At 55.5% G+C, this 12,665-nt stretch carries 11 protein-coding genes; 5 read left to right on the forward strand and 6 right to left on the reverse strand.

Annotated elements, in window-relative coordinates:
- Window positions 1-14 precede the first annotated feature (14 nt).
- A complete protein-coding gene (locus JK231_RS05015) occupies window positions 15-722 on the forward strand; it encodes a Bax inhibitor-1/YccA family protein (RefSeq protein ID WP_034821101.1) in 708 nt (235 codons plus the stop codon).
- 171 nt (window positions 723-893) lie between these two features.
- Here the strand turns inward: JK231_RS05015 and JK231_RS05020 are convergent, their stop codons facing one another.
- The 3 genes from JK231_RS05020 to JK231_RS05030 are packed head-to-tail and all read right to left on the reverse strand — an operon-like array spanning window position 894 to window position 3,870.
- A complete protein-coding gene (locus JK231_RS05020) occupies window positions 894-1,868 on the reverse strand; it encodes a lysylphosphatidylglycerol synthase domain-containing protein (RefSeq protein WP_058961604.1) in 975 nt (324 codons plus the stop codon).
- A complete protein-coding gene (clsB, locus tag JK231_RS05025) occupies window positions 1,868-3,112 on the reverse strand; it encodes a cardiolipin synthase ClsB (protein ID WP_160832569.1) in 1,245 nt (414 codons plus the stop codon). Before clsB ends, JK231_RS05020 begins: the two co-directional genes overlap by 1 nt.
- Window positions 3,109-3,870, reverse strand: a complete 762-nt coding sequence (locus JK231_RS05030; RefSeq protein WP_058961602.1) for an endonuclease/exonuclease/phosphatase family protein — start codon at window positions 3,868-3,870, stop codon at window positions 3,109-3,111. Before JK231_RS05030 ends, clsB begins: the two co-directional genes overlap by 4 nt.
- A gap of 176 nt (window positions 3,871-4,046) precedes the next feature.
- Between JK231_RS05030 and JK231_RS05035 the strand changes: the two genes are divergently transcribed.
- The 3 genes from JK231_RS05035 (at window position 4,047) to dusC (ending at window position 7,108) form a co-directional block, all read left to right on the forward strand.
- Window positions 4,047-4,439: a YbhQ family protein gene (locus JK231_RS05035; protein ID WP_034821088.1), complete on the forward strand. Its 393-nt coding sequence runs from the start codon at window positions 4,047-4,049 to the stop codon at window positions 4,437-4,439.
- Window positions 4,440-4,740: 301 nt separating this feature from the next.
- The gene (gene rhlE / locus JK231_RS05040; RefSeq protein WP_097117376.1) at window positions 4,741-6,147 is read left to right on the forward strand and encodes an ATP-dependent RNA helicase RhlE; all 1,407 of its coding nucleotides are present in this window, start codon (window positions 4,741-4,743) and stop codon (window positions 6,145-6,147) included.
- Window positions 6,148-6,151: 4 nt separating this feature from the next.
- Window positions 6,152-7,108 carry a tRNA dihydrouridine(16) synthase DusC gene (gene dusC / locus JK231_RS05045; protein ID WP_211728117.1) on the forward strand — a complete coding sequence of 319 codons (957 nt, stop codon included), beginning with the start codon at window positions 6,152-6,154 and terminating at the stop codon, window positions 7,106-7,108.
- 7 nt (window positions 7,109-7,115) lie between these two features.
- Here the strand turns inward: dusC and JK231_RS05050 are convergent, their stop codons facing one another.
- A complete protein-coding gene (locus JK231_RS05050) occupies window positions 7,116-8,294 on the reverse strand; it encodes a glycosyltransferase family 4 protein (protein WP_097117372.1) in 1,179 nt (392 codons plus the stop codon).
- Window positions 8,295-8,787: 493 nt separating this feature from the next.
- Here JK231_RS05050 and JK231_RS05055 point away from each other — a divergent pair, with 493 nt between their 5' ends.
- Window positions 8,788-9,993 (forward strand): MFS transporter, encoded by a 1,206-nt coding sequence (locus tag JK231_RS05055; protein WP_211728118.1) that lies wholly within the window; start codon window positions 8,788-8,790, stop codon window positions 9,991-9,993.
- Here JK231_RS05055 and ppk2 read toward each other — a convergent pair.
- Together ppk2 and JK231_RS05065 are read right to left on the reverse strand one after the other, a co-directional pair.
- On the reverse strand, window positions 9,990-10,910 hold the full coding sequence (gene ppk2, locus JK231_RS05060) for a polyphosphate kinase 2 (protein WP_045833553.1): 921 nt from the start codon (window positions 10,908-10,910) through the stop codon (window positions 9,990-9,992). The genes JK231_RS05055 and ppk2 overlap by 4 nt on opposite strands.
- Window positions 10,911-10,922: 12 nt before the next feature.
- The gene (locus JK231_RS05065; RefSeq protein ID WP_211728119.1) at window positions 10,923-12,539 is read right to left on the reverse strand and encodes an inorganic phosphate transporter; all 1,617 of its coding nucleotides are present in this window, start codon (window positions 12,537-12,539) and stop codon (window positions 10,923-10,925) included.
- Window positions 12,540-12,665 lie beyond the last annotated feature (126 nt).

Consider the following 12,665-nt stretch of genomic DNA (forward strand, 5'->3'; position numbering starts at 1 on the left):
TAAAGAGGTGCATCATGGACCGATATCCACGTAATGATTCAATCGTGCAGCAGGCGTCAACCGGGCTGCAGACATATATGGCGCAGGTCTATGGCTGGATGACCTGCGGCTTGCTGCTGACCGCGTTTGTCTCCTGGTTTGCAGCGCGCACGCCGGCGGTGATGGAGCTGGTGTTTGCAAATCGCATCACCTTCTTCGGGCTGATCATTGTGCAGCTGGCGGTAGTCTTTGTGCTGTCGGGCATGGTGCATCGTCTGAGCAGTACCTTAGCCACCGGGCTGTTTATGCTCTATTCAGCGCTAACGGGCCTGACGCTGGCGAGTATTTTCCTCGTCTACACCTATTCCTCTATCGCCAGCACCTTCTTCGTGACGGCGGGCATGTTCGGTGCCATGAGCTTCTACGGTTACACCACCAAGCGCGATCTCAGCCGCTTTGGCAGCCTGCTGTTTATGGCGCTGATTGGTATTGTGCTGGCGTCCCTGGTGAACTTCTGGCTGAAAAGCCCGGCGCTGATGTGGGCGATCACCTATATCGGCGTAGTGGTGTTTGTCGGTCTGACCGCTTATGACACCCAGAAACTGAAATCGATTGGCGAGACCATCAACGTCAATGACAAAGAGAATCTGCGTCGCTACTCAATCATGGGGGCATTGACGCTGTATCTCGACTTCATCAACCTGTTCCTGATGCTGCTGCGTATTTTCGGCAACCGTCGTTAACTCTGCAGCACCGCTTCTGGCTGGTATCAATGCGCCCCCTGCAACATCCGAACAGGATGCTTTTAGGGGGCGCAATTCAAGACAGGCAACATGCATCAATGTAAATCTGCACAGAATTTTGTCGGGTGCGCTATTGATGGCGCCCACCGCGCGCGAGTGATTTCTCCCCGATTATCCCGCGTCTGATTTGGCCATCTTCTGTTCATTCTTCTGCCGCAGATGTTTAGCGCGACTCTCCAGCATCAGATACAACACCAGCGCCAGCAGCAGCGGCAAAATAAAGTACAGCACGCGATAGGCCAGCAGGGCGGCAATGATGGTGCCGTGCGAAACATGCTCGCCAGCCAGCAGCGCCAGAAATACCGCTTCCAGCACCCCGATGCCCGCAGGAATATGAATGATCACCCCTGCAATACTGCTGATCAGCAGCACCCCCAGTACTTGCGGATAATCCACCTGACGCGCCAGCAGCAGCCAGATAATGGTGCCCATCACCAGCCAGTTTGCACTTGAAACGGCAAACTGAATCAGCGCCATCCGCAGCGACGGCAGCTGTAGATGTTGCCCCTTTATCGTCCAGCGACGTTTTTTCGCAAAGGCACAGGCCCACAAATAAATCGCCACCAGCACTAACAGCACGGCACCTATAATGCGCAAGGTGTTTTCGCCAATAAACCAGCGCGGCGGAATCGGCACCATGCCGGCGACAAACACCACGCCCGCCAGCAGGAGATAGCCCAGCCAGTTGGTGGCGATGCTCATGGAAAAGATGCGTGTAATGGTGCCACCGGGCAGGCCGAGGCGGGAATAGAGGCGATAGCGCATCGCCACGCCGCCGACCCAGGTGCTGAGCGTCAGGTTAAAGGCGTAGCAGATAAACGACACCAGCATCACCTGACGCTTCGCCAGTTTGTGTCCACAGTAGGCGCGACCGATTAAGTCATACACGCCATAGGTGAGATAGCTGACCACCACCAGCGCCGCTGCGCCCAGCACCACATAGCGGTTGTAGCCGACGATCACCTGATACACGTCCTGCCAGTTCACTTTGCGCGCGTAGATCACCAGCAGTACGATCACCGCAATAAAGAACAGCCAGGTGAGGATTTTCTTTGTCCATTGCCAGCGAGAATGTTTTTTGCTCATCAGTGTTTCGCTCCTTCGTTGCCGGTTTCGACCCGATCCTGGGTTTCCATTTCCGGTTGCACGGGGGGATCAACCTGCGCCAGTAAAGGCGTATGCGCGGGCAACCAACCGGCAATGGCCGGGAAGTGACGCAGGAAATGGAACACAATCACGCTTTTAGTGAGATGCCACCAGGTGCGCGGCGGCAATTTGTCATCCTGCACACGCACACAATCGTGCTGAAGCAAGGCTTCCAGATTGTCACGCAGCGTCTGATTGAAAGTGCGATCGTGCACGATGAGATTGGCTTCCAGATTGAGCGATAAGCTCAACGGATCAAGATTGCTGGAGCCCACGGTGGCCCAGTGCTGATCCTGCACCGCAATTTTGCCGTGCAGTGGACGGCGGCAATATTCATAAACCTCAACCCCGGCATCCACCAGATAGTTATAGAGCATCTCGGCGCCCACTTTAACAATCGGCATATCCGGTTCACCCTGCACGATCAGCCGTACACGCACGCCACGCTGTGCGGCACTGCGCATTTCACGTAACAGGCGATAGCCAGGGAAGAAATAGGCATTAGCGATGATGACGTCCTGTTTGGCCTTGCGCAGCATATCGAGATAGTGCTGCTCAATGTCGTCGCGATGGTCGTCATTGTCGCGGTAAACAAACAACACCTGCGCCTCACCGGGCATCGCATTAACCGCCAGCCGCTGTGAACGTCCTCCCCACCAGCGTCGCGTGGTCTGCTTGCTACCGATGGCCTGCTGTACATAGCGAGCAATATCCAGCACCACCGGCCCCGTCACCTCGACCGCATAATCCTGCTTCGCCTCCGGGCCGTAATCGGTATTGTGCTCTGCAGAGAAGTTGATGCCGCCCACAAAGGCGAGGGCATCATCGACCACCACGATTTTACGATGCAGACGACGGAACACGTTGGTGCGCATGCCCAGCACCAGCGGGCGCGGATCGTAATAGAGAAAACGCACCCCGGCTTCCGTAAGCGTGTTCACAAAGGCGTCGGAGAGATCGTGTGAACCATAGCCATCCACCATCACTTCGACTTTCACGCCACGCTGCGCTGCTGCAAGCAGATCGCTATGCAGCGCGTTGCCGACGTCGTCTTCAAACAGAATAAACGTCTCCAGCAGCAGCGAACGCTCGGCACGCTGAATGGCTGCTGAAACGCAGGGGAAGAACTGCTCGCCGTTCTCCAGCAACCGCAACTGATTGCCCTCACGCCAGCTGAAATTCATAGGAAGATCTCCACGGCCAGGGGGGCGTGATCGGAAAGGTGTGACCAGGGTTTGACCGGCAGCGCCCAGGGCTGGCTCACGGTGGCGTTGCGGATATAAATACGATCCAGTCGCAGTAGCGGAAAACGTGCCGGGAAGGTACGTGCCGGGCGGCCGTTTTTCATGCTAAACACTTCCTGCAATCCCGCGCTGCGCTTCAGGAAGCGATTGGCGTGCACTTGCCAGTCGTTGAAATCTCCGGCCACCACCAGCGGCGCATCATGCGGCAGGGCATTGATGCGATCGCTCATCATCTTCATCTGCGCCTGGCGATGCTGTGCTTTAAGCCCTAAATGCACACAGATGACATGCAGCGGATCGGGGCGATCCGGCAGGCGAATCTGGCAGTGCAACATGCCGCGCTTTTCGCTTCCCGCCACAGAAATATCGAGATTTTCATATTCAATAATGGGGAAACGTGACAATATCGCGTTCCCGTGATGTCCCTCGGGATAAACTGCGTTACGGCCATAGGCAAAATCATGCCACATGGTATCGGCCAGATACTCGTAATGAGAGTTTTCCGGCCAGTTCTCAATGTGCAGCGAATGGATAGCGTGGGTGCCCATCACCTCTTGCAGGAAGACAATATCCGCCGAGGTGGCGCGGACTGCGTCACGCAATTCCGGCAGGATAAAGCGACGGTTAAAGCTGGTGAACCCCTTGTGGGTATTGATCGTCAGGACTTTAAATGAAAATCCTTGCGTGTTTTGTGGCATACTTCGACGCGCTCCTTTTCATCATCAACAGCACAAAGTGTAGTCTTTGTCACAAATGGATGGTGATGGACGCAGAAAATTAGGGCGTTATCCGAAATTTGCTTTACATTGAGGAAATCCGTCTGGCCGCAGCCAGATACACTTGGGCGACCTGTTGGGTCTGCCAGGAGAAGAGAATGAAATGGTCTAATCGTGTTCAGATCGTTACCGGTCAAACCTGTTTGCATATTGCGATGCACCTGTTGGTGATCGCCGCGCTGGTTTGGGGCTGGAAGCACAAGGCGCTGGTTGAAGTGAGCAGTACCCTGGTAGCAGCTTATGCGGTGGTGTTTATCGCCATGCTGGCTCTGCAGCGTAGTGCCCGTTTACGTCGCATGGGTGACGCGCTGGAAGAAGTCACGACAACGTACTACTTCGGCGCAGCGATGCTGACGCTGTTCCTGATCTCGCGCTTCATCCACAACAACCTGTTGATCGGTTGCCTGGGCGTGGTGATGTTGGTGGGTCCGGCGCTGGTATCCTTGCTGGCGAAAGAACCCGCGCATCGCGTGGAGAAAAAGCGCAGCTAAGCGAAAGCTCAGTCGCGAACCGAAAGGAGCCGCATGCGGCTCCTATTTTGTTATGCGCAGCGCAATAACGGTCACAGAGAGCAACGGCGCAACTCGTGCCACGACGGGAAGACTACCAACATCATGTTACAGCGCCGTGACTATTGTCAGTCGCGGTGGCAGCGGAAACCTGCTAAACTCCCGCCCTTACGCATGGTAGTTTGTGCCCTTTTCACACGTGAGCCCACCAGGCTTGCGTCATATACCCCCTGAAAACTACATCGCTGACGGCGAACAGGGCGGTTCGGAGTAATACACCTGCATGTCATTTGACTCTCTCGGCTTAAGTGCCGATATTTTGCGTGCGGTAGCGGAACAAGGCTACCAGGAACCGACGCCGATTCAGCGTCAGGCTATTCCCGTGGTGCTGGCAGGTCGTGACCTGTTGGCAAGCGCCCAAACCGGTACCGGTAAAACCGCCGGTTTCACGCTGCCACTGTTGCAGCGTCTCACTGCGAATCCCTCTAACGCGCGCGGTCGTCGTCCGGTGCGTGCGTTGATCCTCACCCCAACCCGTGAACTGGCGGCGCAGGTGGGCGAGAACGTTCGTGAATACAGTCAGTATCTTAATATCCGCTCACTGGTGGTCTTCGGTGGCGTGAGCATCAACCCGCAGATGATGAAACTGCGCGGGGGTGTGGATGTGCTGGTGGCGACGCCAGGCCGTCTGCTGGATCTGGCACATCAAAATGCGGTTGATCTGTCACAGGTTGAAATTCTGGTGCTGGATGAAGCGGATCGCATGCTCGATATGGGCTTCATCCACGACATTCGCCGTGTACTGGCGCGTCTGCCGGCAAAACGTCAGAACCTGCTGTTCTCTGCCACCTTCTCTGATGAGATCAAAACCCTGGCGGAAAAACTGCTGACCAACCCAGAGCAGGTTGAAGTGGCGCGTCGTAACACCGCCTCTGAGCAAGTTTCACAGCAAGTACACTTCGTTGATAAGAAGCGTAAGCGGGAACTGCTGTCGCTGATGATTGGTCGCGACAACTGGCAGCAAGTGCTGGTGTTCACCCGTACCAAACACGGCGCCAACCATCTGGCTGAACAGCTGAACAAAGATGGCATCACCGCAGCGGCAATCCACGGTAACAAAAGCCAGGGCGCGCGTACCCGCGCGTTAGCTGACTTCAAATCCGGTGGCATTCGTGTGCTGGTGGCAACGGATATCGCCGCGCGTGGTCTGGATATCGAAGAATTACCACACGTGGTGAACTACGAGCTGCCAAACGTGGCGGAAGATTACGTCCACCGTATTGGTCGTACCGGCCGTGCTGCGGCAACCGGCGCTGCGCTGTCACTGGTGTGTGTCGATGAACACAAACTGCTGCGTGATATCGAACGCCTTCTGAAGCGTGAAATTCCGCGCATTGAGCTGGAAGGTTTCGAAGTGGACCCTAGCATCAAAGCGGAACCGATCCAGAACGGTCGCCAGCAGCAGGGTCGCGGCCAGGGCCGTGGTCAGGGTGGCCAGGGACGTGGGCAGGGCGGTAACGTCTCTCGTCCGCACAGTGGCAACGGTCAGCGTCCACAGGGTGGCAATGGTGCACGTCCACAGGGCGAAGCGCGTCCTGCACGTCGTCAGGGCAGCAGTGCCGCTCAAAACGCGCCAGCCGCCAACAGCGGTCGTCGTCGTCCGGCAGCAAAAAAGAGCGGGAACATCTAACGCGATGAGGGTATTACTGGCGCCGATGGAGGGCGTGCTGGATTCGCTGGTACGCGAACTGCTCTCCGGGGTAAATGATTATGATCTGTGCGTTACTGAGTTTTTACGCGTGGTCGATCAGCTGCTGCCAGTAAAATCCTTCTACCGTTTGTGTCCCGAGCTGCACAACAGCAGCCGAACGGCTTCCGGTACGCGCGTGCGTATGCAGCTACTCGGGCAATATCCTGAGTGGCTGGCAGAAAACGCCGCGCGTGCGGTAGAACTCGGCTCCTGGGGCGTCGATCTCAACTGCGGCTGTCCATCAAAACTGGTGAACGGCAGCGGCGGCGGCGCCACCTTACTCAAGGATCCTGAGCTGATTTATCGCGGCGCGAAAGCGATGCGCGAAGCCGTGCCCGATCATCTTCCCGTCACGGTGAAAGTGCGTCTGGGATGGGATTCGGGAGAGCGCCGCTTTGAAATTGCCGACGCGGTGCAGCAGGCCGGGGCCAGCGAACTGGTGGTGCACGGCCGCACCAAAGAAGATGGCTACCGCGCTGAGAGCATCAACTGGCAGGCGATTGGTGAAATTCGCCAGCGTCTGTCGATTCCGGTGATCGCCAACGGTGAGATCTGGAGCTGGCAGGATGCGCAAGACTGTCTGCGCATCACCGGTTGCGACGCGGTGATGCTGGGGCGCGGTGCGCTCAACATCCCGAACCTCGGCCGTGTGGTGAAATACAACGAAGCGCCGATGCCGTGGCCGAATGTGGTCGAACTGCTGCTGAAGTACACGCAGTTGGAGAAGCAGGGCGATACCGGCATGTATCACGTCGCCCGCATCAAACAGTGGCTCGGTTATCTGCGTAAAGCCTATAACGAAGCCGATGGGCTGTTCAGTGAGATCCGCACTCTGCGCGTATCTGCTGAGATTGCCACGGCAATTGAGCGCCACGCCCTTCAGTTAACCGCACCGGTTTAACCCTTCCTCATTTAAACGCCGTTGTGTAGTGCATCTGCTTGCTGGCTGAATAGAAGTGGGCAAGTTGCTCGCTGAATTTCCCCGGATCGTGCTGCTCAGCAATTCTCTTCAGTGATTGCGCAGAGTATTGCGTGATCACGCCCGGATTACGCAAAATATCAATGATATGCGCCTTAAGCTGCTGCACGATTTGCTGGCGTATTTGCAGTTTGCTCTCCTCAGAATCCACCACATACTCATATTCGTCATTGACCGGCTGCTGGATAAGCCATCCCGCACCGGGTGGATTGATCTCTGGCAAAGCGCGGATGTTGGTGGTGATCACTGGACAGCCACTGCCTTGCATCTCCAGCACCGAGAAGCCGTAAGTATCCTGCCAGCTGGGCAGCAATCCCACGTGAGAATGCTGCAGCAAGGTCAACACCTGATTGTTGGGCAGAGAGGTAAAATGCTGAATATGGGGCGAGGTTTTGACTAAGTGCTCAATACGTGTGTAAAACGCCTCATCATCCTGAAATTGCCGATGCGCGATATTATGCCGCTGCGTGATGTCACCGATCAGCGTGACCTGAATCTGGCTGCGGTTAAATACATCCTCTTCAGATAACTGGGAGAGGGCCAGTACCACTTCCGCGCCGCCTTTGCGATAGAACTCATTGCCGATAAAGATGAAACGTATTTCTCCGGGCGAGACGAGGCGCGGTTCAGCGCACAGCAGCGGTTGCGGCGGATGCAGGACGTGTAGCTTGTGTCTGACGGCGGCTTTGATCGCGGGAAACGCATCGAGCAGCTTGCATTGGATGTCGAGGGTCGCTTGCGAGATGGCAATCAACGCCAGGCATTCCGCTTTCGCTATTAATTGCAGCTGCGACTTTAATTCTGGATTGTCGTATTTCGCTACACCAGGCACCGGTAGCACGCGTGGGATCTCGGTTTCAAAAGTGGCGATCCAGTTCCTTTTGGTGTCGGCCACTTCATTGAAAAGGTGAATGACATCCGCATCCTGTGGCAGTAAGCCGGGAATCGGGAGAAAAATAAATTGTTTATTTTTATGTAAGATTTTTGCTTTGACGGCATTTAAATAGAAATAGATATTCTTTTTTCGGCAATTAATATATTTGTTATGAGGGTTAGTGATAATATTTCTTTTTTCAGGATATCCGCTTCCACTGGTGATAATCTTCATGGTTTCTCCTGGTCGTTAAGAAACAGAATTAACAAAGGTTTGAAATTTGCTTGAGTCGGTGCGCTGGGCCAGCATTGCCATTACATTAGTTACGCACCAAAAGTAATGATTAATGTTTGATTTAACCATCTGTAAGCTAAAGCAAGCAAGGGCGGATCTATGTCTTAATGTGAATGATTGGAGGAGTTCTTCTCAGCATACGCGCGACCTGAACAGATTAATAAAGGGTTTTGTTACTATTTTTAGAGGATTTTATGGATTAATTTTTTTACTAAAAGGTTTCTTTTCGGAATTTTCAGGCCAATATATAAATGAAGATTAATTAAGAGCTGTTATTAATGTAAGACGAAATAACCGAGGCGACGTTTGATTGTTGACATGACCAGCATTATTCAGAATTAAGCTATGACACCGTTCCACGTAAAGTCAGGTTCAAGCTCAACACTGTTTGCGCTATAGTAGCGTTTCACATTCATTTGTAATGCCATCACTTATGTCTGACGCCGCTGTACTGAGTCATGCTCAGTTAAATAAACGCATCATTTCCGTTATTGTCTTCACCTTCTTCTGCTATCTCTCAGTAGGGCTGCCGCTCGCGGTGCTGCCGGGATTTGTGCATAACCAGCTGGGTTTCAGCTCGTTCATCGCCGGGCTGATCATCAGCCTGCAGTACTTCGCCACGCTGCTCAGTCGTCCGCATTCGGGCCGCCTGGCCGATCGCTATGGCCCGAAACGCGTGGTGATGATGGGATTGGTGTGCTGCGGCATGAGCGGCGTGCTCTCTCTTCTCGCCGCGTTGTTTACCGCAACACCCATGCTGAGTCTGGCGCTTTTAGCGGTGGGTAGGCTGTTTTTGGGCGTGGGAGAAAGTTTTAGCAGCACGGGTTCGACACTGTGGGGGATGAACCTTGTCGGACCGCTGCAGACGGCGCGTGTGATCTCCTGGAATGGCGTTGCCACCTACTTTGCGATGGCGATAGGCGCACCGCTCGGAGTGCTGCTCAATCAAATGTTCGGCATCAGCGGGTTTGCCGGACTCGTGGCGTTGATGGGCGTGATTGGTTTCTGCATGGCGAGTCGTAAGGCGGCGGTTAGCGTCACAGCGGGCGTGCGTATTCCTTTTCATCGCGTGGTCAGCCGCGTCTGGCTGTTCGGGCTGGCACTGGGCTTCGGCACCATCGGCTTCGGCGTCATCTCGACGTTTATCACGCTCTATTTTGCCAGCCGCGACTGGAGCGGCGCCGCCTTTGCCCTGACCTTGTTCAGCCTGGGCTTTGTGCTGGTGCGTCTCGCCGGTGGCCGCTATATCACCCGTTTCGGCGGGTTGAAAGTGTCGCTGGTGTCGTTTGTGCTGGAGTGTGCCGGTCTGCTGTTAATCTGGCAGGCCGACAGCAGCTGGCTGGTGGATATCGGCGCGTTCCTGACCGGCGGTGGTTTCTCGCTAGTGTTCCCGGCGCTGGGTGTGGAAGCCGTTAAACGCGTGCAGCAACAGGATCAGGGATCGGCGTTAGGGACGTATTCGGCGTTTCTCGATTTAGGGCTGGGATTGACGGGGCCGGTGGCGGGGTTACTGATTGGTCATTGGGGGATGCAGTCGGTGTATCTGGCGGCGGCCCTGATGGTGCTAGGCGCATTTGCCATTACATTGCGTCTGCAACAGCAGCACGGCCGCCAGGCAGCCGTGCAAACTGTTCATTAATATTTCTCTGGTACCACCATGTTTTCTGGCACTGGCGCGCGGCGATAATCTTCATGACGTTCGCGCGTCGGTAACATAATGGTTTTGCTCTCGCTCTCTTCGTAGGGCACCTGTTGCAGCAGATGGCTGATGCAGTTCAGGCGCGCACGTTTCTTATCCACACCTTGCACTACCCACCATGGCGCTTCAGGAATATGGGTGCGCTCCAGCATCTCTTCTTTCGCTTCGGTGTAATCTTCCCAGCGGCGACGGCTTTCGAGATCCATCGGGCTCAATTTCCACTGTTTCAGCGGATCGTGGATGCGGCTCAGGAAGCGCAGCTCCTGCTCTTCATCGGTAATCGAGAACCAGTATTTGATGATCTGAATGCCGCTGCGGGTCAGCATTTTTTCGAATTCCGGCACGCTGCGGTAAAACTCTTCCACTTCGGCTTCGTTACAGAAGCCCATCACGCGCTCAACACCTGCGCGGTTGTACCAGCTGCGGTCAAACATCACAATTTCACCGGCTGCAGGCAAGTGAGCGATGTAGCGCTGGAAATACCACTGTGTTTTCTCACGATCGTTCGGTGCGGGCAGGGCGGCGACGCGACAGGTGCGCGGGTTTAAACGCTGGGTGATACGCTTGATCACCCCGCCTTTCCCGGCGGCATCACGGCCTTCAAACAAAATCACCACGCGATGTCCGGTACGCATCACCCAATCCTGCAACTTCACCAGCTCGCCCTGCAGATGCAGCAGCTCACGGAAGTAGCGGCGGCGAAAGGCCTTATCGCCTTCCTGCTGTGGCTCACCATTATCATTGAAGCGTAGATCGTCCAGCTCCATTTCCAGCTCTTCGTCGTAGCTGTCGTAAAACTCCTGCAGCAGACGCGCATTAAAGGTCTCGCTGTGGAAGCTATTGTCGTGTGTCGCCATGACTTTTCCCCGTTACAGATGAATAAACAGAGCGTAAAGCAGCCCTGAAAGTAAGACTGAGACCGGCAGCGTCAGTACCCACGCCAGCGCGAGGTTACGAATCGTTGAGAGCTGCAGACCAGATTTGTTGGCGGCCATTGAACCCGCTACGCCTGATGACAGCACGTGCGTAGTGGAGACCGGCAAGCCGAAAACATCCGCTGCGCCGATGGTCGCCATCGCCACCAGCTCCGCACTGGCACCCTGTGCGTAGGTCAGATGAGTTTTACCGATACGCTCACCGACGGTGACCACAATGCGGCGCCAGCCCACCATGGTGCCGAGGCCAAGGGCAATTGCCACCACCACTTTCACCCACATCGGGATAAAGCGCGTGGCGGCATCCAGCTCCTTCTTCACCGCAGTAAGATTGCTGGCAATCTCTTCCGGCAGCGCGACTTTGGCCGATTGCAGATGTTTGATGGTCTCGGAGGCGAGGTACATATCGTTACGGGTGTTGGTCACCGCCTGTGCCGGGATATTTTCCACCGCACCATAAAGACGGATCTGGTCGCCGATATCGCCCAGCATCATGCCAAGGGCAGGCAATACCTGTGGACGGTTCTGGCTGGTACGCACAAATTCGGTCAGTACTTCACGCGGTGCGGGCATTGCAGCTGGTGCCGGTTGCAGCGTCAGCAACTGCTGTTCGGTGACCTGAGTTAACGCGGTCACGCGCGGGATTTGATCCGGCGGCAGCGAACGGTTCAGGGCGTAGGCAATCGGCATGGTGCCGACCAGAATCAGCATGATGAGGCCCATGCCTTTCTGACCGTCGTTTGAGCCGTGAGCGAAAGAGACGCCGGTACAGGTCAGAATCAGCAGGCCGCGAATCCACGCCGGTGGGGGCTGATTGCCTTTTGGTGCTTCATACAGCTGACGGTTGCGGATAAAGGCTTTCATCGCCAGCAACAGCAGCGCAGCACAGATAAAGCCGACAATCGGTGACAGCAGCAGGGCGTAACCCACTTTGATCGCCTGATCCCAATCCACACCGCTGGTGCCGCTGCGACCATGCAGCAGGGCATTCGCCACGCCCACGCCGATGATCGAACCGATTAGCGTATGCGAAGAGGACGCAGGCAGGCCGAAATACCAGGTGCCGAGGTTCCAGATGATGGCCGAGAACAACAGCGCATACACCATGGCAAAGCCGTTGCCGCTGCCTGCCTGCAGAATCAGCTCCACCGGCAGCAGCGAGATAATGCCAAACGCCACCACGCCGCTGGAGAGCAATACGCCGAGGAAGTTGCAGAAGCCCGACCACACCACGGCCACACCCGGAGACAGCGAATGGGTATAAATCACAGTGGCGACAGCATTAGCGGTATCGTGGAAGCCGTTAACAAACTCAAAGCCGAGCGCAATCACTAAAGCCACGCCCAGCAGCAGGAACGGCGTATAGCTGGTGACCGGCGCGCCGGTCTCTTCCACGTCGTTGAACAGATTGATGGCGGTGAACAGCAGGCCGCCGCACAGCAGGATCAGAAAGATGATGCGTGAGATTTTTCCGTTGCCCTGGTTAAGATTCGGGCGTCCGTTGTGGGACGATGATGTTGATGTAGATGCAGGTAAACTGTTTTCAGCCATAACACACCCCGGTGTGGATTGACGGTGCTCGAATGGCACCCGTTACCCGCAGTGTGATACGTGGTTTGTATGACAGAATGATGATCGCGATCACGCTCTGTCATCTTGCTGTAACACGGCTGTCGC

The sequence above is a fragment of the Pantoea sp. JGM49 genome (genome assembly GCF_018257655.1).
GTDB classification, from domain to species: domain Bacteria; phylum Pseudomonadota; class Gammaproteobacteria; order Enterobacterales; family Enterobacteriaceae; genus Pantoea; species Pantoea communis.

What these genes read in the sequence shown, in the direction of transcription:
- JK231_RS05015 (WP_034821101.1), top strand. Translation starts at nt 15, where the DNA reads ATGGACCGATATCCACGTAATGATTCAATCGTGCAGCAGGCGTCAACC.
- JK231_RS05020 (WP_058961604.1), bottom strand. Translation starts at nt 1,868, where the DNA reads ATGAGCAAAAAACATTCTCGCTGGCAATGGACAAAGAAAATCCTCACC.
- clsB (WP_160832569.1), bottom strand. Translation starts at nt 3,112, where the DNA reads ATGAATTTCAGCTGGCGTGAGGGCAATCAGTTGCGGTTGCTGGAGAAC.
- JK231_RS05030 (WP_058961602.1), bottom strand. Translation starts at nt 3,870, where the DNA reads ATGCCACAAAACACGCAAGGATTTTCATTTAAAGTCCTGACGATCAAT.
- JK231_RS05035 (WP_034821088.1), top strand. Translation starts at nt 4,047, where the DNA reads ATGAAATGGTCTAATCGTGTTCAGATCGTTACCGGTCAAACCTGTTTG.
- rhlE (WP_097117376.1), top strand. Translation starts at nt 4,741, where the DNA reads ATGTCATTTGACTCTCTCGGCTTAAGTGCCGATATTTTGCGTGCGGTA.
- dusC (WP_211728117.1), top strand. Translation starts at nt 6,152, where the DNA reads ATGAGGGTATTACTGGCGCCGATGGAGGGCGTGCTGGATTCGCTGGTA.
- JK231_RS05050 (WP_097117372.1), bottom strand. Translation starts at nt 8,294, where the DNA reads ATGAAGATTATCACCAGTGGAAGCGGATATCCTGAAAAAAGAAATATT.
- JK231_RS05055 (WP_211728118.1), top strand. Translation starts at nt 8,788, where the DNA reads ATGTCTGACGCCGCTGTACTGAGTCATGCTCAGTTAAATAAACGCATC.
- ppk2 (WP_045833553.1), bottom strand. Translation starts at nt 10,910, where the DNA reads ATGGCGACACACGACAATAGCTTCCACAGCGAGACCTTTAATGCGCGT.
- JK231_RS05065 (WP_211728119.1), bottom strand. Translation starts at nt 12,539, where the DNA reads ATGGCTGAAAACAGTTTACCTGCATCTACATCAACATCATCGTCCCAC.